The organism is Nocardia amamiensis NBRC 102102 (assembly GCF_001612745.1).
Classification (GTDB): Bacteria; Actinomycetota; Actinomycetes; order Mycobacteriales; family Mycobacteriaceae; genus Nocardia; species Nocardia amamiensis.
The window spans coordinates 1-20,145 of sequence record NZ_BDBA01000162.1 but is presented as its reverse complement, the minus strand read 5'-3'; the positions used below and the strand labels follow the sequence as shown (position 1 = coordinate 20,145).

General features: G+C 67.5%; 22 protein-coding genes and 2 pseudogenes. 8 read left to right on the top strand and 16 right to left on the bottom strand.

Features of this window, described 5'->3' with window-relative positions; all coding sequences use genetic code 11:
• Window positions 1–115: 115 nt before the first annotated feature.
• The 8 genes and pseudogenes from fdxA to NA4_RS26670 all read right to left on the bottom strand — a co-directional run bounded on the left by fdxA (window position 116) and on the right by NA4_RS26670 (window position 8,373).
• A complete protein-coding gene (gene fdxA / locus NA4_RS26705) occupies window positions 116–451 on the bottom strand; it encodes a ferredoxin (protein ID WP_067475776.1) in 336 nt (111 codons plus the stop codon).
• Between the two features lie 10 nt (window positions 452–461).
• The gene (locus tag NA4_RS26700; protein ID WP_067475773.1) at window positions 462–1,256 is read right to left on the bottom strand and encodes an ABC transporter ATP-binding protein; all 795 of its coding nucleotides are present in this window, start codon (window positions 1,254–1,256) and stop codon (window positions 462–464) included.
• Window positions 1,253–2,125 (bottom strand): ABC transporter permease, encoded by an 873-nt coding sequence (locus tag NA4_RS26695; RefSeq protein WP_084497467.1) that lies wholly within the window; start codon window positions 2,123–2,125, stop codon window positions 1,253–1,255. The genes NA4_RS26700 and NA4_RS26695 overlap by 4 nt, the downstream gene beginning before the upstream one ends.
• A gap of 31 nt (window positions 2,126–2,156) precedes the next feature.
• Window positions 2,157–3,572, bottom strand: a complete 1,416-nt coding sequence (locus NA4_RS26690; protein ID WP_245671605.1) for an ABC transporter substrate-binding protein — start codon at window positions 3,570–3,572, stop codon at window positions 2,157–2,159.
• 37 nt (window positions 3,573–3,609) lie between these two features.
• Window positions 3,610–3,837 carry a 4Fe-4S dicluster domain-containing protein gene (locus NA4_RS26685; protein ID WP_067475765.1) on the bottom strand — a complete coding sequence of 76 codons (228 nt, stop codon included), beginning with the start codon at window positions 3,835–3,837 and terminating at the stop codon, window positions 3,610–3,612.
• Window positions 3,837–6,502 (bottom strand): annotated as a pseudogene (locus NA4_RS26680) (fumarate reductase/succinate dehydrogenase flavoprotein subunit). The gene NA4_RS26685 and the pseudogene NA4_RS26680 overlap by 1 nt, the downstream one beginning before the upstream one ends.
• Before the next feature lie 12 nt (window positions 6,503–6,514).
• Entirely contained in the window at window positions 6,515–7,333 is an 819-nt protein-coding gene (locus tag NA4_RS26675) for a GntR family transcriptional regulator (protein ID WP_084497466.1), read from the bottom strand.
• 122 nt (window positions 7,334–7,455) lie between these two features.
• A complete protein-coding gene (locus NA4_RS26670) occupies window positions 7,456–8,373 on the bottom strand; it encodes a LysR substrate-binding domain-containing protein (RefSeq protein WP_067475762.1) in 918 nt (305 codons plus the stop codon).
• 117 nt (window positions 8,374–8,490) lie between these two features.
• Here NA4_RS26670 and NA4_RS26665 point away from each other — a divergent pair, with 117 nt between their 5' ends.
• Window positions 8,491–9,483 (top strand): YeiH family protein, encoded by a 993-nt coding sequence (locus NA4_RS26665; protein WP_067475759.1) that lies wholly within the window; start codon window positions 8,491–8,493, stop codon window positions 9,481–9,483.
• Here the strand turns inward: NA4_RS26665 and NA4_RS26660 are convergent.
• From NA4_RS26660 to NA4_RS26645, 4 genes are all read right to left on the bottom strand, one after another.
• Window positions 9,451–9,669 carry a hypothetical protein gene (locus NA4_RS26660; RefSeq protein WP_067475752.1) on the bottom strand — a complete coding sequence of 73 codons (219 nt, stop codon included), beginning with the start codon at window positions 9,667–9,669 and terminating at the stop codon, window positions 9,451–9,453. The two genes, NA4_RS26665 and NA4_RS26660, sit on opposite strands and share 33 nt — an antisense overlap.
• Window positions 9,670–9,849: 180 nt before the next feature.
• Complete coding sequence (locus NA4_RS26655; protein ID WP_245671604.1) at window positions 9,850–10,035, bottom strand: hypothetical protein; 186 nt, start codon at window positions 10,033–10,035, stop codon at window positions 9,850–9,852.
• 4 nt (window positions 10,036–10,039) lie between these two features.
• A complete protein-coding gene (locus NA4_RS26650; RefSeq protein ID WP_157129320.1) occupies window positions 10,040–10,231 on the bottom strand; it encodes a hypothetical protein in 192 nt (63 codons plus the stop codon).
• Window positions 10,232–10,236: 5 nt separating this feature from the next.
• Window positions 10,237–10,452 (bottom strand): hypothetical protein, encoded by a 216-nt coding sequence (locus NA4_RS26645; protein ID WP_067475741.1) that lies wholly within the window; start codon window positions 10,450–10,452, stop codon window positions 10,237–10,239.
• 248 nt (window positions 10,453–10,700) lie between these two features.
• On the opposite strand from NA4_RS26645, the gene NA4_RS40800 reads away from it, so the two are divergent.
• Window positions 10,701–12,155, top strand: a complete 1,455-nt coding sequence (locus NA4_RS40800; RefSeq protein ID WP_157129319.1) for an NsdA family TPR-like regulatory protein — start codon at window positions 10,701–10,703, stop codon at window positions 12,153–12,155.
• Window positions 12,139–12,804 (top strand): 2'-5' RNA ligase family protein, encoded by a 666-nt coding sequence (locus NA4_RS26630; RefSeq protein WP_084497465.1) that lies wholly within the window; start codon window positions 12,139–12,141, stop codon window positions 12,802–12,804. Before NA4_RS40800 ends, NA4_RS26630 begins: the two co-directional genes overlap by 17 nt.
• A gap of 136 nt (window positions 12,805–12,940) precedes the next feature.
• On the opposite strand, the gene NA4_RS26625 is transcribed toward NA4_RS26630, so the two are convergent.
• Window positions 12,941–13,891: a sterol desaturase family protein gene (locus tag NA4_RS26625; RefSeq protein ID WP_067475728.1), complete on the bottom strand. Its 951-nt coding sequence runs from the start codon at window positions 13,889–13,891 to the stop codon at window positions 12,941–12,943.
• A 65-nt stretch (window positions 13,892–13,956) separates the two neighbouring features.
• Window positions 13,957–14,691, bottom strand: a complete 735-nt coding sequence (locus NA4_RS26620) for a helix-turn-helix transcriptional regulator (RefSeq protein ID WP_067475725.1) — start codon at window positions 14,689–14,691, stop codon at window positions 13,957–13,959.
• 298 nt (window positions 14,692–14,989) lie between these two features.
• Here NA4_RS26620 and NA4_RS26615 point away from each other — a divergent pair, with 298 nt between their 5' ends.
• Entirely contained in the window at window positions 14,990–16,156 is a 1,167-nt protein-coding gene (locus tag NA4_RS26615; protein WP_067475721.1) for an epoxide hydrolase family protein, read from the top strand.
• 133 nt (window positions 16,157–16,289) lie between these two features.
• Window positions 16,290–16,676 carry a PPOX class F420-dependent oxidoreductase gene (locus tag NA4_RS26610; protein WP_067475717.1) on the top strand — a complete coding sequence of 129 codons (387 nt, stop codon included), beginning with the start codon at window positions 16,290–16,292 and terminating at the stop codon, window positions 16,674–16,676.
• On the opposite strand, the gene NA4_RS26605 is transcribed toward NA4_RS26610, so the two are convergent.
• The gene (locus NA4_RS26605; RefSeq protein WP_067475714.1) at window positions 16,673–16,936 is read right to left on the bottom strand and encodes a helix-turn-helix transcriptional regulator; all 264 of its coding nucleotides are present in this window, start codon (window positions 16,934–16,936) and stop codon (window positions 16,673–16,675) included. The genes NA4_RS26610 and NA4_RS26605 overlap by 4 nt on opposite strands.
• Before the next feature lie 105 nt (window positions 16,937–17,041).
• On the opposite strand from NA4_RS26605, the gene map reads away from it, so the two are divergent.
• Entirely contained in the window at window positions 17,042–17,809 is a 768-nt protein-coding gene (gene map / locus NA4_RS26600) for a type I methionyl aminopeptidase (RefSeq protein ID WP_067475710.1), read from the top strand.
• Between the two features lie 25 nt (window positions 17,810–17,834).
• Here map and NA4_RS26595 read toward each other — a convergent pair.
• A pseudogene (locus NA4_RS26595) lies at window positions 17,835–18,348 on the bottom strand (LysR substrate-binding domain-containing protein); the annotation flags it as partial.
• 310 nt (window positions 18,349–18,658) lie between these two features.
• On the opposite strand from NA4_RS26595, the gene NA4_RS40795 reads away from it, so the two are divergent.
• The gene (locus NA4_RS40795; RefSeq protein ID WP_169811126.1) at window positions 18,659–19,336 is read left to right on the top strand and encodes an LppP/LprE family lipoprotein; all 678 of its coding nucleotides are present in this window, start codon (window positions 18,659–18,661) and stop codon (window positions 19,334–19,336) included.
• 149 nt (window positions 19,337–19,485) lie between these two features.
• A complete protein-coding gene (locus tag NA4_RS26580; RefSeq protein WP_174552996.1) occupies window positions 19,486–19,809 on the top strand; it encodes a hypothetical protein in 324 nt (107 codons plus the stop codon).
• Window positions 19,810–20,145 lie beyond the last annotated feature (336 nt).

Genomic DNA, 20,145 nt, shown 5'->3' with positions numbered 1-20,145 from the left:
CCAGGAGCGGAGCCCGCGCAGCGACCCGGCAACGCCTTCATCAACGCGTCGGCGGCGTAGATCCCGGCCGGTCCGGCGCCCACGATCGCCACGCGCAGTGGACCTCTCGCACCGGTCATTTCGCCAGCGCCTGCACGAAGGGGGTGTCCACGCCCAGCTCACCGGCTTTGGCCGCGCTGCCGGGAGATCCCAGGGCTTCGGTGCGGCCCGGCAGCGGTTCGGCGAAGAACCGGGCATTCTCCGTGACGAACTGCCGCTGGTCGGCGGGCACGTCGGCGTCCAGGTAGATCGCCTCCACCGGGCACACCGGCTCGCACGCGCCGCAGTCCACGCATTCGGCGGGGTGGATGTAGGCCATCCGGCCACCGACATAGATGCAGTCCACCGGGCACTCCTCCACACAGGCCCGGTCCATGATGTCGACGCAAGGCGCGCCGATGACGAAGGTCATGGTGTGCTCCTCACTTGTCCGCGCTCGCCGCGGCGGCCACGCCGACGGGCTCGTCGGTCTCGTCCGTCTCGCCGAGGGCGGCCAGGATCTCGTATCGCCTGCGGGCGAATTCGGGTTCGAACCGCGCGCCCGGCGCCCGCGGATTGTCGATCGCGATGACGCGCTGGATGCGTGCCGGGCGTGGTGTCAGCAGCACGATCCGGTCGGCCAGCAGCAGCGCCTCGTCGACGTCGTGGGTGACGAACAGGATGGTGGTCTTGTTCTGCTGCCACACCGAGATCAGCAGGCGTTGCATATCGGCGCGGGTCTGCGCGTCCAGCGCGCCGAACGGCTCGTCCATCAACAGCACGCGCGGTTGCGCGGCCAAGGTACGCGCCAGCTGCACCCGCTGCCGCATTCCGCCGGACAGCGCGCCAGGAAGGTGATCGCCGAACCCGTTCAGGCCCACCTGATCCAGCAGCGCGAGCGCCTCGTCGCGTCGAGTCCTGCGCGGCACCCCACGCAGCCGCAACGCGAACTCCACGTTTTTGCGCGCGGTGCGCCACGGCAGCAACGCGTCCTCCTGGAACACCATCGCGCACTGCACCCCGGCGGCGCCGACGTCCTGCTCATCCACCTCTGCGGTTCCGGCCACGGGGTCGAGCAGACCCGCCATCGCGCGCAGAATCGTCGACTTGCCGCATCCGGAAGGCCCGAGCAGGACCACGATCTCGCCGGGATCGATCTCCAGGTCGACCTCCGCCGCGATGCTGTCGCCGTAGGCGATCCGCAGTCCGTGCATTCGCACGGCGGCCCCGGCGCTCATCGGACGGCCCTCGGCAGCCAGCGGTTGACCCGGCGACCCGTCAGCTCGACCAGCCATGCTGTCGCCCAGCCGAGCAGGCCGATCGACAGCATGCCGACCACAACGCTCGCGTAGTCGAGCAGCCCGTAGGACTGCCAGGTGAAGTAGCCGATGCCGAACTGTCCGGAGATCATCTCGGCACTGATCACGCAGATCCAGGCCACACCCATGGCCACGGACAATCCGGAGAAGATGCCGGGCAGCGCACCGGGCAGCGCGATCCGGAACAGAATTTCCCAGCGGCGTGCGCCGAGCGTGCGGGCCGCCTCTTCCCAGACTTTCGGCAGCGCGTGCATCGCGTGGATCGTGCTGACCGCCACCGGGAAGAACGCCGCGAAGAACGTGATGAACACGATGCCCTGCTCGCCGGTCGGGAACAGCAGAATCGCCAAGGGCACCAACGCGATCGCCGGAATCGGCCGGAAGACCTCGAGTACCGGGCGCACCAGGGCGCTGACCAGCCTCGACCGGCCGATGGCCATGCCGACCAGCACGCCGCTGACGGTGGCGAGCCCGAACCCGACCATGATGCGCCGCGTGCTAGACAGGATGTTGCCGTAGTAGGCGGCGGTGGCGAGTTGCGTGCGGAAGGATTCGAGCACCTCCGCGGGGGTCGGGATCTTGTCGAATCGCAGCCAGAACACCACCTGATTGGCGGTGAGCAGGTACCAGAGCAGTACCAGGGCCGCCAGCGGCGCCGCGGTCAGCAGTGCGGCGCGCACTCGGCGCGGTAGGCGCACCCGCACCGGACGCGCGTCGGTCCGCTCGGTTGCTCCGGATGCGGGAATCGTTGTCTGGATTACGGGAATCGGTTCCGCGGATACCGTCATGTCGAGTCTCCTGATCTCGATCGGGTAAGGGCTAGCGTGCCTGCAACGCTGCGGCGTAGTCGAGAATCGAGCTGCCGGGATGACTGCCCGCATAAGCTTTCGCGTCCGCCTCGACGGCGAAGGGCAGCATCCGATCGTCCGGCCCGGCGGCCGGATCGCTCACCCATGTGGCAGCAGTGGCGAAGATGCGCGTGCCGGTCACGGTGTCGGGCACGTAGGCCATCCGGACTTCACCTCCCTGCTGGGCGATCTGGCGCAGCAGGCAGGTCGGCGTCCGGCTCGCCATCGTGCTGTCCTGTCCGGCGAACCACACCTCGGACGCGGTGGCCGGGTTGCTCACCACGCCGCCGCACACCGCATCGGTGCCGGTCAGCGGACTCGGCGAGGTGGTGCTCGCACGCTGCGCCTCGTAGTCGCCGCCGTAGAGTGCGCGCACGTACTTGTCGTCGATGAACTCGCCGAGGTTCAGGTCGGCGACAGCGCCGAGCCCCTTGAGAAAAGGCAGCAGTTTCGCGAGGGCGTCGACCAGAGGCTGTTTGACGGTCTGGTCGAAACTCACCAACCCGTTGGGGCCGTTGTAGAGGTAGACGACCTCCGCCGGAATGCCCGTGAGTTCGGCGACGCGCTGGGCTGCGGCCAGTGGATGCTTGTTGATGTAGTCGGTGGTCTCGCGCTGCGCGGCGAGGAACGCGGTGACGATGTCGGGATTGCGCTCGCCGAATCGTTCGTTCGCGACGACGGCGTGGAAGGTCGGGATGCCTGCGCTGCCACCGTCGTAGAGCAACCGCGCTTTGCCGTCGAAGACGAGCTTCTGCGGCCACGGCACGAACTGGGCCAGCGCCGCCGCCTGGTCACCCTGCAACGCCGACGCGCCGACCGGCGGGTCCTGGCCGAGCAGTTGCACGTCTTGGATCTCCATCCCGGCGGCGGACAGCCCGGTGACCAGCATGCCGTGCGCGGCGGAGCCGACGCTGGTCGAGACGACCTTGCCACGCAGGTCGCTCAAGGTCGCGGCCGGGGAATTCCGGGGCACGACAATCTGATTCAGCGAGCCGCGCAAGTTGTAGCCGGTGACCGCGATCAGTTCGGATTTCACATCCGCGTGCTCACGAGTCTTCGACCCGTTCACCAGGATGGGCGCATCGCCCATCGATCCGATGTCCACCTGCCCGGCCAGCATCTGCGCGGTCAGCGGTGGCCCGGACGCGAAGTCCTTCCATTCGACCCGGTAGCTGACGCCTTTGGCCTTGCCGAGTTCGGCGAGCTTCGCCTCGAACGTGCCGCGATCACGTAGCAGCGTGCCCGCAGTAACGGTGTTGATGGTCTTGGATTGGTAGCCGATGTTCACGGTGACGGTGTTGCCGTCGTCGGCCGAGCCGCAGCCCGAGACCAGGGTCGCGGCGGTGGCGATCGCCAGAATCAGTGTCGCGGTGCGCCGTGCGGTCATGCGTGCTGTCCTCATCTCGTTGCTCTCCGTCCGGCGATCAGCGCAGCAGATACGGGATGTTGACGGTCACGGCCCCGACCGGGCAGCGCGCCGCGCACGGTCCGCAGTACCAGCATTCGTCCACGTGCATGTACGCCTTGCCGGTGTCCGGGTGGATCGCGAGCGAGTCCAGCGGGCACATGTCGACGCACAGCGTGCAGCCGTCGATGCATTTCTGCTCGTCGACCGTGACCGGCACGTCGATTCGGGTGTTGACCTGGGCCATCAGTGTTCCTTCCGAGAATTGGCTATGCCGATGCGGGCGAAGGCGCGGACATCGGCGTCCGGGTCTTCCAGTGCGGTCTGGAGGGCGGCGGTGACCTCGGGGTATTCGGCGATCCGTTCGGCGAGGGCGCGAACGGCGGCCTTGCGGACATCGAGGTTGTCGTCGGTGACCGCGGCGATGAGATGCGGCGCGGCGGATTCGGGGTCGGCGGCCGACAGCGCGATCGCCGCGCCCTGGCGTACCTGCCAGGCCGGGTCGGTGATCGCCGCCGCGGCGACGGAGGCCGCGCTGTCGCCGCAGCCGGTCTGCGCCAGACCGGTCAGGGCGGCCGCACGGACCAGGGGGTCGGGGTCGCCCGCCAAATCGATCAATGTCGCAGCACCCCGTGGATCACCGACTGCCGCAACGCCTTTCGCCGCCGCGATCCGGACCAGCGGGTCCGGATCCGCCGCCGCGGCGGCCAGCTCGTCGAGCGCGTCGACCGAGGTCAAGCCGCTCACGACGGTCCGGCGCACCTCGACGTCGGGGTCGGCGAGCCAGCCCGACAGTTCGGCCGCGTCGGTGCGGCGATGCCGCCACAGCGCTTCGATCGCGGCCGACCGCACCGCGGGCTCGTCCGCGGTCACACCGGCGCGCAGTGCCGCGTCGAACTCGGGTCCGGCGACGAGTACCTCGAGCAGTTCGGTCAGCAAGCCGATCGCGGCATGCCGCACGGTCATGTCCGGATCGGCCAGTCCGGCGGCGATCAGCGGAGCGGACTCGGTCCACTCCTCGGTGGTCTCACTGAGCACCGACAGGGCCGTTCGGCGCACTTCGGGATCGGCGTCGGTGAGGAAGGGGCGCAGTTCGTCGAGCTCGGGACATTCCTCGGCCAGATCCATCAGCTCGAGCAGTCGCGCGCTCACCGCGCACCCCACGCGCCGACCAGTTCCGGCGCGGCGACGTCCGCGACACCGTCGGGCCGGACGAATCCGGGCACCGGGACGATGTACGGCGCCACCGGCCGCGTCCGGAACTGCATGTCGCCGGTCTCCCCGCGGAACAGATTGAGGTGGCAGAACCACTCGGCGTCGTCGCGTTCCGGCCGGTCGGCGCGCTGGTGATAGAGCCCCCAGCGGCTTTCGGTGCGCCGCAGTGACGCCCGGGCGGCCATCTCCGCGCAATCCCGGATGAACGTCACCTCCGCACAGCGCATGAGTTCATGCGGGGTGTGGCCGCCCATCTGCGCGATGTCGTCGTGCATCCGGTCGAACGCCTCCAGTCCGAGGGTCAGATAGCTCTGCGATTTGGGTGGCTGGAGATAGTCGTTCACGAACCGGCGCAGCTTGTACTCGACTTGCTGCTGCGGTGGTCCATCCGGATTGCTCAGCGGACGGTAGATCAGCGCGTGCGCGGCTTCGATCTGATCCTCCGGGAGCGCGGGCCGCGCCGCGCCGCGTGCGTATCCACTGGCGTTCTCGCCCGCGATATCGCCGTAGACGAAGGCCCCGATCATGTAGTTGTGTGGCACCAGCGCCATGTCACCGGCGGCGTACAGGCCGGGCACGGTCGTCGCGGCATGCTCGTCGACCCACACGCCGGAGGCGGAATGCCCACTGCACAAACCGATCTCGGAGATGTGCATCTCGATGTCGCTGGTGCGGTAATCGGTGCCGCGACCGGCGTGGAACGTGCCGCGGGTCGGCCGCTCGGTGGTGTGCAGGATGCCCTCGATCTGCCGGATGGTGGCATCGGGCAGGTGGCTGAGCTTGAGGTAGATCGGTCCGCGCGCGCTGTCGAGCTCCCGCTTGACCTCCGCCATCATCTGGCCGGACCAATAGTCGCAGTCGACGAAGCGGTTGCCCTCGGCGTTGACCTGATAGCCGCCGAAGGGATTGGCGACATACGCGCACGCCGGGCCGTTGTAATCCTTGATCAGCGGGTTTATCTGGAAACATTCGATGCCCGACAGCTCGGCGCCCGCGTGGTAGGCCATCGCGTAGCCGTCGCCCGCGTTCGTCGGGTTCTCGTAGGTGCCGTAGAGATAGCCGCTGGCGGGCAGGCCGAGGCGGCCGCACGCGCCGGTGGCCAAGATCACCGCTCCCGCCGAGATCGTGACGAATTCCCCGGTGCGTGTGTCGAACCCGACCGCACCGACAGCGCGCCCCGCTACCGTGAGCACCCTTACCGGCATCACCCGGTTGCTGATCGTCACCTTCGCGCGGACGTCCCGGGCGCGCAGTGTGCGATAGAGCACCTTTTTCACATCCCGGCCCTCCGGCATCGGCAGCACGTAACTGCCGGACCGGTGCACCTTGCGGACGGCGTACTCGCCGTGCTCGTCCTTCTCGAACTTGACCCCGTAGCCCTCCAGCCGCTGCACCATGTCGAAACCGCGGGTCGCGGTCTGATACACGGTGCGCTGGTTGACGATTCCGTCGTTGGCGACGGTGATGTCGGCGACGTAGTCCTCCGGGCTCGCCTTGCCGGGCACGACGGCGTTGTTCACCCCGTCCATGCCCATCGCCAGCGCACCCGAATGCCGGACGTGGGCCTTTTCCAGCAGCAGGACGTTCGCGCCGTGCCGCGCCGCGGTGAGCGCCGCCATCGTTCCCGCGGTGCCGCCGCCGACGACGAGCACATCGCAACTCAGTTCCCGGCGCTGTGCGACCGGTGGGATCGGCATGGTCATCTCGGATCAGCCCCTTTCGTTCGGTCCGGCCGCGCCGCGGTTCGGCGTGACCGGTGTGCGGTGCAGGCGGCCCGACAGCGAGAAACGGTCACCGCGATAGCGGACGTACTCGAGATCGATGGGCCTGCCGGAATCGGTGTAGGTGAGGCGCTCCAGGAACAGCAGTGGTGATCCCGGCCGCACCTCGAGCAGTCCCGCGACGGTCGGATCGGCGGCGACCGCCTCGATCGAGACGGCGGCGGAGCCCAGCGGCAGTCCGAGTTCGGCTTCCAGCAGTCCGAATACGTCGCAGCCGGTGAGATCGAGTTGCAGCAGCGGCGCGCCGACGTCGGCGGTGAGATAGCTGGCGTCCAGCGACAGCGGTGCGCCGTCCAGGTAGCGGATGCGCTCCAGCACAACCACCGGTGTGGCCGGTTCCAGTTCCAGCCGTTCGGCGACGATGGGCGTCGCGGGCACCACCTCGGCGAGCAGGACCCGGTTCACCACCCGGTCGCTGCCGGTCTCGAAGGTTTCGGCGAGGCCGCGGAGGCGATCGAGACCCTGGACCGCCTTGTCCGCGACGACAAAGGTGCCCGCACCGGGAACCCGGTCCACGAGGCCCTCGTCGCGCAGCAGCGCCAGTGCGTCGCGCACGATGTTGCGGCTGGTGCCGAAGTCCGCGGCCAGCTGTGCTTCTGATGGCAACGGCCGGTTGCCGTAGACACCGCTGCGGATTCGTGCCCGCAGGATGTCCCTGATCCGGCGGGCCGGCGCCGTGCGCCGCGTGGTCCCCAGATCCCGGTTACCGGTCCCGGGTGGGTGGCCCTGGTGCGTCCTGGCTGTCATGGGGCAAATGCTGGAAACAGATCGTTACGTGCGACGTTTCGCGCAATTACCGAATGGTTACGCCAGTTATCGATTTTTCCGTAACCCCTCTACCTGCGGAAATGCTCTGCGCAACGGGAGTATCACCAGGCGCCCGCGCCACCGGCGGCGTACCGGGCAAGGATTTCCGCCGGTCCCGACGGGGGCGCCTGGCGGCGCCAGATCGCGCGGAACTGCCTCGTGAGCACGACGGAGTCCGCCATCCGCACCTCCGCGAGGGCTCCACTGGCCAGCTCCGGTGCCGCGATCAACCGGCTCAGCACCGCGGGCGCGGCACCGGCGCGGGCCGAGGCGACGATCGCCGCGGCCGAGCCAAGCTCGGCGGCGGGTCGCGCAGGCTGGCATTCCGCACCCAGGATCTCCCACACCGTGTCGCGGGTTCCCGATCCCGGCTCGCGCCACAGCAACGGCGTGACGGCGAGTTCACGCAATGTCACCGGACGGCGGCGGCGCGCCCACGGATGCCCGGGCGCGACCACGACGACCAGTTCGTCCGCGCCGAGCACCAGGCTGCCGAGGCCGGGTGGTGGGTGCGGGCCCTCGACGAAACCGATGTCGGCCTCGGCATTGCGAACCAGTTCCGCGACATGCCGGGTGTTGTCCACTTCGACGGAGACCGCCACATCCGGACACGAGGCGCGCAGGGCGGTGAGCCACTGAGGTATCCGGTGGTCGGCGATAGTCTTGGAGGCGGCGATCCGCAGGCGCGGTATCTGAGCGGCGTGCAAGGCGGCGACCCCGGCGCCGAAGGCACGCGCGGCCTCCAGCACGCCCTGTGCGTGCCCCACCACGATGCGTCCGGTGTCGGTGAGCGCCGAACCGGTCGGACCGCGATCCAGCAACCGTAACCGGAGCCGTCGCTCCAAGGCACTGATCCGCATGCTCGCCGCGGGCTGGCTGATGCCGTGCCTGCGTGCGGCCGCGCCGAGACTGCCCAGCTCCGCGACGGAGACGAGCAGATCGAGCACCTCCAGATCAGGTGTCCCCGGCGGCAGCGTCATGGGCAGATTATGCGCATCCGACGATCCCGCGGCATCCTCACCCCATCAGCGCGGCTTATGAGGTGCTGCGCTCGTGACGGCTACCGCGACTGTTCACCGGTCGCGATCGTCTAGAAGATGACAGCTCTTCGCCGGTACGGCCCCGGTCTTTTCGTCGCGGCGGTCCTCGCCGCTGTCGCAACCCTCGTGGGTACGGTGCTGCCTGTCGTCGGCGCGCCTGTGCTCGCATTGCTCGGCGGCGCGGTGTTCGGCGTATTCGCACGGCGAATTCGAGACGAGCGTTTCGCTCCCGGACTCGCGGCGACCCAGCGACACCTGCTCGGGACGGCCATCGTTCTGCTCGGTCTCGCCCTGCCGGTCGCGGCGGTGGTCGATGTGGGCCGTCGGACCGCGATCGTGCTGGTCGGAACCCTGCTCGTCGGCGCGCTGGCCGCGCTCGTCGTCGGCCGGCTGCTCGCCCTCGATCGGGAATCGGCCATCCTGGTGGCGGTGGGCACCACCATCTGCGGAGCCTCCGCGATCGCCGCGGCCACCGCGGTCATCAAACCCGACCGCGATCGCGTCGCCTATGCGCTCGGCACCATCTTCGTTTTCAATCTCGTTGCCGTTCTCGTCTATCCGTCCCTGGGTCACCTACTCGGCCTATCCCAAGAGGCATTCGGGCTGTGGGCGGGTACCGCCATCAACGACACGTCCTCGGTGCTCGCCGCGGGCGTAACCTTCGGCTCCGCCGCGGCGCATTTCGCCGTCATCGTCAAACTGGTGCGCAGTCTGGCAATCGTGCCCATGTGCATCGGATTGCATCTGGGAATGCGGCACGATGCCGACGCCACGAATACACCACTGTGGCGTAGCATTCCGCCCTTCGTTGTGCTGTTCCTCGCCGCCTCCGTGATCGCGGGCGCAGGGCTTGTTCCGACATCCTGGACAGCCCCGCTCGGTAACGTCAGCGCGTGGCTGATCGCCGCGGTCCTGGCCGCCATCGGAACCACGCTGACCTGGCAACGACTACGCAGCTCTGGCTACCGCCCCTTGGTCTTCGGTGGCATCCTCGCTATAGCACTCGGCTCATCCGGTCTAGCACTGCAATTCGTCACCGGCTGGCGGTGAAATGAATGCTGCGGGGTTCTTTCCCGCTTCCATTTCTTTCTCATACACCTGGCCCGCCTCGCGGACCTTTGTCGCAAGAAACCGCATACGCTCCGCGGTGAGGTAGCCACCTCGAAAGGCGGTCTGGTCCAGCTCGGCCGCCACTTGGTCGAGCGCCAGCCGAGCAAACCGGGTCTGATCAGCCATACTCACGTTCTATCAGCGTCCGCCCACAATTTCCGCCACGCACACGTCGCGACGCGTGGCGGCGGGCTGGGATATCGGCGTGCGGGCCAGCCGGGCGCCGTAGGACCCATGTTCCTGAACCCCAATGTGCTATTCGACGCAATATTCCGGGTAGACGCACAGGAACGACGACGGCATCGCTCATAAGTCATCCGCGACCAGCAGCAGATACGCGGCCTCGAGGTGAACCACGCACTCGTCCGGTGGGTGCTGGCGGTGTATGCATCGCAGCTCCCGCGCGCGTTCCACGGTCAGTCCCATCAGGTGGACCTCGCACATGAACTCGGCCAGCAGGCCGTCCGCCTGCACGAACGTCTTGTGCTCCAAAGGGTCAGTCCCACAGCTCGGCGCATGGCAGCGGTGGCAGATCGGCGCGCACATCGTCATCAACGGTGACCGTTAGCTCCAGACCGGAGAGTGTGCCCGCCAGCGCGTCGGCGATGTGCTGGGCTTGTTCCGCGCCGGCTTGGTAGTCCAGGATCAACGGGCCGGATTCGATATGGATGTGCCGGATCGCGGTCATCTGGATCACCGCGGCTTTGTCGTGGACGGCACCACCCTGCCCGCCTCGACCAGGGTCTGGAGCGCGGCGGCTTTGCGCGGGCAGCGTTTTGCCCGGCATGCCACGTGATACCGCATCACCGTGTGTGCTTGCGAGATGGTGAACGGCACGCTCGGCGCCTGATGTGCGGCTTCATCGCACATTGCGACGAGTTGGTACATGGCAAGGGAACTGGTGGGCATCGCGCAGCGCTTCTCTCCGATCCGGAGCAGCAGGGGTTCAGGCGGTACCCGACACCGGGGGCTCTCGCCACCGGCCCGCCACTCTGGCGGGCTGATGCGCCGTGCGGGGTTACGGCGTCGGCCCGGTGCCGGGTACCGCTTTCGACCTTGGCGCGCAGGCGGTTTCGGGCGTAACCGCGCGGCGGTGGGGTAGTGTGTGCGTACCGTAGGTATTTGCCCAGGTCAGGCGTAAAAACGTAGGTGGGGCGATGGTGCGAGCGCGGGAATGGACAGGCTTTGAAGCGGCTGCCCTGCAGGAGGCCATGCGCAAGTCGGTCCGCGAGTTCGCAGCTCTGCTGGGGGTGGAGACCACCACGATCACCAACTGGCGGACTGGGCTCAGCGCGGTGAGGCCGCGGTCGGGTACACAAGCGATACTCGATACCACCTACCAGCAGCGGGCAACCTCAGAGGATCGGGAACGGTTCGAGCAGATCGTTGCGGAGGGGGAAGGGGTATGGCGGAAGCGGCATGAAAAGCCGCCCCGGTTCCCCATCGCCACTGGTGAAGCGGCGAGTTGCCGCCCACAGGCAGGGCCGACGAACGGCGCCACCGATGGCTCGTGCAGCTTCGAGCGTGTGCTGCGGAGAGAGGAACGTCGGCTTCGGTTGCCGTCCGATACCGACGCGGCGGATGTCGTAGTTGCCGACGCGGGGAATTTGCCGCGAGGTGGCGGCCAAGCAGGATTCGAAGACCTGGTCGATGTCCTCAGACGCGTTCATCGGTTGAGCAGGTCGATCAACCCCGAAATCGTTGACCAGATTCACCACAACACGCTCGCGAGCATTGCCCAGTACGAGATAATCGATCCGTCTTCCCTCATTCCGGGCCTTGTAAGGCAACGGCGGTGGGTCGACGCGCTCCTCGCTGAGTGCAACCATCCTGATCAACGGCGCCAGATCTTCGAAATCGCAAGCCAGACATCGGGGTTGCTCGGCTACATCGCGGCCGGGCGCGGGGATTTCCGCTTGGCCCGCGCATATTGCTCGGAGTCATTCCAACTCGGCGACTTCGCGCAGGACCCGAACCTTATGGCCTGGGCTCGCGGCATGCAAAGCTTCTGTGAGTACTACTCGGGGCGGTACGGTGAGGCAGTGCGAGTGGCACAAGATGGTCTCAGCCACGCGCAATCTGGACCGCAGAGTGTGCGGCTGATGATCAACGGCGTCGCTCGGGCGCTGGGAAGGCTCGGTGACGCCGACGGTGTCCATCGGGCCGTCGAGAAAGCCTACGAGCTCATGTCGCGTAACCACGCACCGGCGGGAGTTCCATCCAGCGTGTCGCTGGGCAGCTACAGCCCGGCACAGGTGGCTGGGAACGCGGCGACCGCGTATGTCTCATTGATGATGCCGGACAGCGTTGAACACTATGTTCGGATTGCGCTGCCGGAGGTGAGTGATTCCAATTCGCCGTGGGGTCGCGCTCTCGTGATGATCGACCTGGCCCGTGCGCGCGTGCTGTCGAAGGCAGCCGATTTGGACTACGCTGCGGCACTCATGATCGACGCGCTCGACATCTCGGCAGGCAAACCGATGATGCAGGTCAGACGCCGGGCATCGGAATTCGTTCGTGACGCTACCGCCCGATGGGGGAAGCTGCCGCAACTCGCGGCTGTGAGCGACGCTCTCGAGACTATGAACCGTTCCGATGAACAACATGGGTAGCGTGAAGGTCGGCGAAGGGTCTCAGGAGGTGCGACACGTTGAGGGCCGTTCCGGCGTGCTCGGCTACTACTGGTTCCTGACCTTCGAGCAGTCACCGGAACTGCTGGCGCTGGTGAAGGAATGCCAAACGTCGATCAGCCTGCCGCACTACCACCTAACGCCTCCCGATAGCCTGCACCTGACATTGGACAGGATCGCCTACGTTGGCTCAGTCGCACCGGAGCAACTCGATCCGATCAGGAACGCCGCAGTACTGGCCTGTCGGGATGCGGCGCCCTTTGATATCTCATTCGAGCATCTGCGGAGCATTCGCGGTGCCGTAGTGCTCGACGTCTCGCCTACCTGGCGAGTGCGAAACCTTCAGAACACGATCCGATCAGCGACGTTGGCTGCCTATCCCGAAGCATCTGTGAAGGCGTCGCAGTCCGATCCTCATGTCACGATCGCCTATCCCGATGCCGAGAAGCTTTCCGATGCGGACTCCGCTGCGGCAGTCGCAAGACCGAGCACAACCGCCTACCGGGCCGATGTGACTGTCACCGAGGTAGTGATGGTCTTGCTCGAACGTCGGCAGCACTCGTACTCCTGGCAGGTCATTGCCCGAATCCCGCTGGGCACAAGCGAAAAGGCGACACCTCTCCACCAATGATCGGATACGGGGTATCGGGCGCTGTGCCCACGCTGTTGTAACAGGAGATGCCTGGGATGGGAGACCCCGGCCGGTCCCGCCCAGCAAGGCTTCGGCGAAGCCGGTTTCCGAGCGGGACCGGCGTAGTCGGTGGCGGTCAAGCTGTCTGACGACTGGAGCCCGATCGGCTGGGGTCGGCGGATCGGGCAGGGACTGCTATGGCTGGGACGTCGGCGGTGCTGAACTGGCAGCCGCCGTGCGCGGTGAACGGTTCGGCGAGCTGGGCGAGGTAGGCGACCGGGTAGTCGGGTTTGGCGGCCATCCCGAGGTCGTCGCTGCTGAAGCGGCGCGCCGGATCGTAGCTGTGGGTGCGCAACAGGTGGTCCCAGAGCAGGGTGAACAGTCCGAAGTTGACGTCGCCGATGCCCGCCCATTTGAGGTGGTGGAAGCGGTGGCCTTCGTTGAGGGCCAGCACGTGCTTCAGCGGGCCGACGCGGTAGTCGGCATTGGAATGCTGCAGCAGCAACTGCACGGCGACGGCGAGGGACAGCGATGCGGCGACCGGCACGGGAATGCCGAGCAGCAGCAGCGGGGTGACGCCTGCGGTCATTTCGATCGTCTGGTGCAGCGGGTGTTTCATCAGGCCGTTGAAGCCGTAGAAGCGTTTGACGCTGTGGTGCACGGCGTGGAAGCGCCACAGCACACCGACCTTGTGGCTGGCGTAGTGGGTGAGGGTGATACCGAGATCGGCGAACAGGATGGCGATCAGCACCTGGACGGCGAAAGGCAATGTCGCAGGCCAGATTCCGTCGCCCGGTAGCAATGCGGCGAGTACGGGGATGGTGGCCACGCTGGCCAGGATGAGTGTTTCGTTGACGAAGACATGCGCGGTGTCGCGACCGGAATCCCCGTGGGACTCGTTCCAGGTCGATTCGTAGGGCAGCACGCGTTCGGCGGCGAACGACAACGCGATCGCGGCGATGAGCAGGACGAGCAGCCAGAGCTTGTTCGCGCCGGACGCGGCCAGGGCGACGCCCAGGCCGTTGATGCCGAGCAGCATTACGGGCGCGTAGCCGTAGCGGACGGCCGGTTGGATGAACGTGATCATGTTCTCGAGCCTCGCCGTAGAGGGCAGGCGTGTGCTTGAAGAAATCGGCTGACCTGACCGGTGTTTCAGCCCGGCGCCCCACGCCACCCGGTGGCCACCAAGGCGTCGGTGGGCGTGATTCCGAACAGGTCACGGCAGGTTCGCGTGAGGTGCGCGCTGTCGGCGAACCCGGCGGCGTGCGCGGCCTCGGTCAGCGAACGCCCCGCGCGGACCTGATCGATGGCGCGGTGCAGCCGCGTCCAGCGCCGCCACGACGCATAGGGAAGTCCGACCTCGGCGGCGAACAAGTGCGACAGGCGACTGGGCGACATCGCGACCCGGTGGGCCAACTCTCCGAGAGTGGGTGGCCCGACCGGGCTGGCATCGGCCAGCCTCATAGCGGCGAGCACCACCGGATGCGTGGCCCGCCGAGGCAACGGAAGCGCCGGGGCCGGTGACGGGCGGCTGGGTCGGCTCGGGACCGCTCCCGCGATCCAGCTGTCCACCCGATCGGCAGGTCGCCCGGCCAGCCGGGCGACGGCGGCGCGTCCAGCCGTACTGGCGGGGTCGAGGTACGCCACAAATCCGGCGGTCCCTGGCGTCGCCCGGACTTCATGGCGCACGCCGGGCGGGATGATCGCGAGGTCGGCACGGCCGACGGCTCCGCTGACGTCGGTGAGGGTGACTTCGCCGCCGGTGACCAGCAGTACCTGCACCGCGGCGTGGGAATGTGCCGCGGCATCACCGATATCGCCGGTGAAGGCCATCAGGCCGGGAGTGAACACGACACCGCCGAGCCACCGCGGGATCGGAGCGGTCATCGCGGGTCACCGCCGGTCGGCGGGCACTGGGCGGTGTTCGACACGGTTTCGTTTGGCTTGCCTGGCGCGTGGGGGAGCGATTTGGTGCGACCGTGATCGTAGTACCGGATGGGATTTCGGACATCCGCTCATAGCGTGGGCTGCCGTGATCATGCGCGGCGTGGGCCGTCATGGAAGAAAGTCGGCATGCAGACATGTAGAAATGCGCATCAACACGCTGCCCCTTGGGCGTGGGGATCTGGCCGAATTTTCGAATTGCGGAAGTAAATCTTCCGCAATGGTCGACAGAGTAGCTCCCATGACGAACACGACACAGGTCCGGCCATTCCGTATCGACATCCCGCAGAGCGAGCTCGATGACTTGCGGCAGCGACTGACTTCAGCCCGCCTCCCGCACGTGGTGCCGGGTACCGAGGGGGATTGGGGGCGGGGGATCACGCCGCGATACCTGGGGGAGCTGGCGGAGTACTGGCGCGATGAGTTCGATTGGCGGGCGCAGGAGGCGCGGCTGAACGCGTACGACCAGTTCACCACCGAGATCGACGGGCAGACCATCCACTTCTTCCATGTCCGCTCGCCTGAGCCGCAGGCGATTCCGCTGTTGATCACCCACGGCTACCCGGGGTCGGTGGTGGAGTTCCTGGAGCTGATCGGGCCGCTGACCGATCCCCGGTCGCACGGCGGTGATCCGGCGGACGCGTTTCATGTGGTGATCCCGTCGCTGCCCGGGTTCGGGTTCTCCACACCGCTGGCGTCGACGGGCTGGGAGCTGGCGCGTACGACAGAGGCGTTCGCGGAGTTGATGAGCAGGCTCGCGTACGAGAAGTTCGTGGCGCAGGGCGGCGATGTCGGCGCCGGAGTCACGGGGCGGCTGGCCGCGCTGTATCCGGAGCGGGTTATCGCGACGCACGTCAACAGCGATCAGGGCACGCTGGGGATGGTGGGCGAGCAGCTCCCGATGCCGGACGGTCTCACCGCTGACGAACTGGCCGAGATCGAGGCCGCGCGGGCGGATTGGGCGCAGCAGAAGGGATACCTGGTGTTGCAGAACACCCAGCCGAACGCGATCGCCGCCGCGCTCACCGATTCGCCGATCGCGCAGCTCGGCTGGATCGCGGAGAAGTTCCAGGTGTGGACCGATCCGGCGCGGCCGGAGGACGCGGCGGTCGACCGTGACCTGCTGCTGACCAACATCAGCATCTACTGGTTCACTCGCAGTGGCGCCTCGGCGGCTCAATTCCTCTGGGAGACCGCGCATTCCGGGTTGGACTGGGTCGCGCCCTCGGGCGTGCCGCAGGGCTGGGCGGTATTCAACACGCACCCGCTGATGCGCCGGGTGATGAACCCGGACGGCTACATCGAGCACTTCACCGAGTACGCCGCGGGCGGGCACTTCGCGGCGGCCGAGCAACCGGAACTTTTCCTGGCGGACGTGCGCATGTTCTTCCGCCGCCATCGCGGATAACGGCCGGAACGGGGCAGCGGCGCGGCTCGCTGACGCCGCCGCCCCGTACCGAGCGTCCTGCGTCCGGACGCGTAACGACGAACCATTCCCCGGTCGGATGTCCCCGCGGACCAACGCGCCTACCGTTGCCGATATGACGTGGAACGAGATGAGTGAGAGCAAGTACGTCCTGCTGACGACGTTCAGGAAGGATGGAACGCCGGTCGGCACGCCCGTCTGGGTGGCGCCGGACGGTGACCGGATCGTCGTCTGGACCAATCCGAACACGTGGAAGGTCAAGCGGGTCCGCCGCAATCCGGACGTCACGCTGCAGGTCTGCGACGGGCGAGGCCGCCCGAAGTCCGAGGAGGTCTTGGCGGGCAGCGCCCGGATCCTCGACTCGGACGGCACGCAGCGGGTGCGCGACGTGGTCGCGGACAAGTACGGACTTATCGGCAAGCTCGCTATTCGCGGACACAAGCTGCTGCGCGGCGCCGACAAGTCCGTCGGCATCGCGATCGAGCGGAAAACGGTGAGTTAGGCAGATTCGGCCAGGCCGGCCGAGCGCCAGATATCCGCCAGGTCGTCGAGCGGGAGCGCCAGGACCTGGCTGAGCGATACGACGGTGCCGAAGGCGGGGGAGGGGAGTCGGCCGGTTTCGATCTTGCGCAGTGTCTCCGGCGAAATGCCCGCCGCCCGTGCGACTTCGCCGAGATCACGGTCGGCGCGCGCGCTGCGCAGGGCGGCGCCGAGGCGGCGGCCCGCGTCGATCTGCGCGGGGCTCAGTGGGAGACGGACCATTCGCCCAGGCTACGGGCGGTATTTAAATACCGCAAGCGAGCTGATTGGTATTTAAATACCAGTGCGGCTACTGTGGTATTAAAATACCGGCGTACTGGAGGACCGATGGTCGAGTTGAAGAGTCCCGCGGAGATCGCGCGGATGCGAGTGGCGGGGCGGTTCGTCGCCGATGTCCTGGCGGAATTACGCGAACGCGCGCGGGTCGGGGTGAACCTGCTCGAGCTGGAGGCATATGTCCGGGAGCGAATCCGCGAGCGCGGTGCGGAGTCCTGCTACTGGGACTATGCGCCGTCGTTCGGGCGCGGGCCGTTCCGCAACACCGTCTGCCTGTCGGTGAACGATGCCGTCCTGCACGGGCTCCCGTTCGACTACGCCCTGCGCGATGGTGACGTGCTGAGCATGGACCTCGCCGTCGGAATCGACGGCTGGGTCGCGGATTCGGCTACCACCGTCGTGGTCGGCACCGCCGCGCCGGAGGATGTGCAGTTGGTCCGCGCCACCGAGGAGGCGCTCGCCGCTGCGATCGACGTCGCGGTGCCGGGCAACCGCATCGGCGACATCTCCGCCGCCGTCGCCGCCGTGGCACGGAACTACGGCTACCCGGTGAACACCGAGTTCGGCGGCCACGGCCTGGGTCGCACCATGCACGAGGATCCGCATGTGCCCAACCATGGCCGTCCGGGGCGCGGCTACCGATTGCGCCCGGGACTCACCATCGCGATCGAACCCTGGTTCGCGCGCACCACCGACCGTATCGTCACCGACCCCGATGGCTGGACCATTCGGTCGGCGGATGGCTCACGCACCGCCCACTCCGAACACACTGTCGCGATCACGCCCGACGGACCCGAGGTGCTGACCATCGCGGCATGACCGACGCGATGGCGAAACCATTTGGCATTAGCTGCGGTGTGGTGGCGAGTTCGCGCAATGTCACCGGCCGACGCCGACGCGCCCACGGATTACCGGGCGCGACCACGACGACCAGTTCGTCCGCACCGAGCACCCGGCTGCCGAGGCCGGGCGGCGGGTGCGGGCCCTCGACGAACCCGATGTCGGCCTCCGCATTCCGGACCATTTGGTCGACATGCCGCGTGTTGTCGACTTCGAGCGACACCGCCACGTCCGGACACGATGTGCGCAAGGCGGTGAGCCAGTGCTGGATTCGGTGGTCGGCGATGGTTTTCGACGCGGCGATCCGCAGGTGTGGCACCTGCGTGGCGTGCGGCGACTCCTGCGCCGAAGGCCCGCGCGGCCTCCAGCACCCCGCGTGCATGCCCGACGACGGCGCGTCCGGCGTCGGTGAGCGCCGAGCCGGTCGGACCGCGATCCAGCAGCCGCAGCCGCCGCTCCAAGGCGCTGATCCGCATACTCGCCGCGGGCTGGCTGATGCCGTGCCTGCGCGCGGCGGCTGATCGCCGCGGTCCTCGCCGCCATCGGAAGCACGTTGACCTGGCAGCGACTGCGCAGCGCCGGATACCGCCCCCTGCTCTTCGGTGGCATCCTCGCCATTGCACTCGGATCGTCCAGTCTGGCACTGCAATTCGCAACCGGCTGGCGGTGACCGGAACGACGCCGAGCCTGATACCGATCGGCCTGCAACAGTGTTGGTTTGATGCAGCCGGGGGCGCGGGTCGCGGACTTTTGCCTAACGAGTCGGCGCGGCGCCCCGATGGAGTAAGCGAGCGTGCGATGGCACGGCCGGAACGGAATCGAGGCACGATGAACCACGCAGTTCGGATGGGTGCACTGGTCGTCGCTGCGGCGGCGCTGGTTGCAGGCTGCAACAGCATCGATGACACGGCGCCCGCGCCGACTCCCCAGCGGGCGACCGGTCCCACAGAACCTCTGGGTCCGGGAGCGAGCCAAGCGCCCGATGTGCCCGGGCTACCCGCGATAACGCAGGCGCCTACGGTGACCCGGCCGCCCGCAGAGCCCAACCCGCCCGCGCCGGTAACGACCGTGACCGCCCCCTCCTCGACCGAGGGTATCGGCAGCTCCGATCGCTGCATCGATCCCACGTCGGCGGGTGTGCAGAGCGCGTTGGCCGGGCTGGGCAACGGATGGGTAGCCGAGCACGCGTCCGCGGACCGGCCGGGTAGCTGCGAACAACTGCTGTGGGTGCGCGCCGCGGGTGGAATATCCGCGGGCGCCCCGATCCACGTGCTGTTCTTCCATGACGGAAAGTACCTGGGCACAGCCACTTCCGAGCCATATGCCTTCACCCACGTGGCGGGCTCGAACGGCAACTCGGTCACCGTCGAATACAAATGGTTGGTCGCCGACGAGCCGTTCGCCGCACCCCAGGGCGGTCCCGTGTCGATCACCTACACCTGGACGGGTTCGCGCGTCACGATGAGTGAACCCCTCCCGACGGAGGTCACCCAGCCCTACCGGTAGCGCAAACCCGCATTCGCCGACCTCGGTGTTCGTCCGGGGCCCAGGGGCGGGTATGGAGCGTGCCGCTCAGCACGGATGGACAGCGCACCGCGTCAGCCGCAGCGACCGGCTCGCCGCTCGTCGCTCAGTACTCCCACGACGCTCAATACATGTTGATGACGGTTCTGCTCGGCATCATCGGTGTGACGCTCGCTCTGCGACCCGGCCGGGACACACCCGGCCGGACGCTGTGCGCTGCAGCGGTTGTCGCCACCCCCTGGCTCGGGATGACCGGCGCGCTGCTGTTCCCCGATACCGCCACCCACGACCCCGAGTTCGCCGACCAGACCCTTTTCATTCTCGGCATGCACGGACAGGTCTTCCTGGCGATGATCCTGCTCACAGCCCTGCTCGGCGCGAGCGCTGCATCGTTGCTGCGCCCCGCCCTTGCCCTCGCCGATCAGAGCGGTGACAGCTCCTACCGGAGGCAATAGCCGGGTAGCCCCGATCGCCGCCTCCGCAACGACCGCCCGCCTCGGACCAAGCCAGCCCGACATCAAGTTTCCATTGCAGAATGAGGTCTTCCGCAATGGGCGCGACGTCATCGAATTCCACGGTCAGGGCGGCCGAGATCATGGTGTCGCAGCAAACCGAGTAGTCCGCTACTCAAGAACTCCGCTTCTGCTCGAACAACGATGGGAATGCGGGACTCGGCTGACCCGCGGTCGAGCGTTCCGCCACATTATCGATCGAGGAGGTCAACGAAATGGCGCGAGAACTGTTCTTCTATAACGATTCCAGTGGCAGTGTTGCTGCGGGCAGGTTGGCGG

Bases quoted from the DNA above. Each gene is read 5' to 3' on its own strand.
- fdxA (WP_067475776.1), bottom strand. From the start codon at position 451: ATGACCTTCGTCATCGGCGCGCCTTGCGTCGACATCATGGACCGGGCC.
- NA4_RS26700 (WP_067475773.1), bottom strand. From the start codon at position 1,256: ATGAGCGCCGGGGCCGCCGTGCGAATGCACGGACTGCGGATCGCCTAC.
- NA4_RS26695 (WP_084497467.1), bottom strand. From the start codon at position 2,125: ATGACGGTATCCGCGGAACCGATTCCCGTAATCCAGACAACGATTCCC.
- NA4_RS26690 (WP_245671605.1), bottom strand. From the start codon at position 3,572: ATGACCGCACGGCGCACCGCGACACTGATTCTGGCGATCGCCACCGCC.
- NA4_RS26685 (WP_067475765.1), bottom strand. From the start codon at position 3,837: ATGGCCCAGGTCAACACCCGAATCGACGTGCCGGTCACGGTCGACGAG.
- NA4_RS26675 (WP_084497466.1), bottom strand. From the start codon at position 7,333: ATGACAGCCAGGACGCACCAGGGCCACCCACCCGGGACCGGTAACCGG.
- NA4_RS26670 (WP_067475762.1), bottom strand. From the start codon at position 8,373: ATGACGCTGCCGCCGGGGACACCTGATCTGGAGGTGCTCGATCTGCTC.
- NA4_RS26665 (WP_067475759.1), top strand. From the start codon at position 8,491: ATGACAGCTCTTCGCCGGTACGGCCCCGGTCTTTTCGTCGCGGCGGTC.
- NA4_RS26660 (WP_067475752.1), bottom strand. From the start codon at position 9,669: ATGGCTGATCAGACCCGGTTTGCTCGGCTGGCGCTCGACCAAGTGGCG.
- NA4_RS26650 (WP_157129320.1), bottom strand. From the start codon at position 10,231: ATGACCGCGATCCGGCACATCCATATCGAATCCGGCCCGTTGATCCTG.
- NA4_RS26645 (WP_067475741.1), bottom strand. From the start codon at position 10,452: ATGCCCACCAGTTCCCTTGCCATGTACCAACTCGTCGCAATGTGCGAT.
- NA4_RS40800 (WP_157129319.1), top strand. From the start codon at position 10,701: ATGGTGCGAGCGCGGGAATGGACAGGCTTTGAAGCGGCTGCCCTGCAG.
- NA4_RS26630 (WP_084497465.1), top strand. From the start codon at position 12,139: ATGAACAACATGGGTAGCGTGAAGGTCGGCGAAGGGTCTCAGGAGGTG.
- NA4_RS26625 (WP_067475728.1), bottom strand. From the start codon at position 13,891: ATGATCACGTTCATCCAACCGGCCGTCCGCTACGGCTACGCGCCCGTA.
- NA4_RS26620 (WP_067475725.1), bottom strand. From the start codon at position 14,691: ATGACCGCTCCGATCCCGCGGTGGCTCGGCGGTGTCGTGTTCACTCCC.
- NA4_RS26615 (WP_067475721.1), top strand. From the start codon at position 14,990: ATGACGAACACGACACAGGTCCGGCCATTCCGTATCGACATCCCGCAG.
- NA4_RS26610 (WP_067475717.1), top strand. From the start codon at position 16,290: ATGACGTGGAACGAGATGAGTGAGAGCAAGTACGTCCTGCTGACGACG.
- NA4_RS26605 (WP_067475714.1), bottom strand. From the start codon at position 16,936: ATGGTCCGTCTCCCACTGAGCCCCGCGCAGATCGACGCGGGCCGCCGC.
- map (WP_067475710.1), top strand. From the start codon at position 17,042: ATGGTCGAGTTGAAGAGTCCCGCGGAGATCGCGCGGATGCGAGTGGCG.
- NA4_RS40795 (WP_169811126.1), top strand. From the start codon at position 18,659: ATGAACCACGCAGTTCGGATGGGTGCACTGGTCGTCGCTGCGGCGGCG.
- NA4_RS26580 (WP_174552996.1), top strand. From the start codon at position 19,486: ATGTTGATGACGGTTCTGCTCGGCATCATCGGTGTGACGCTCGCTCTG.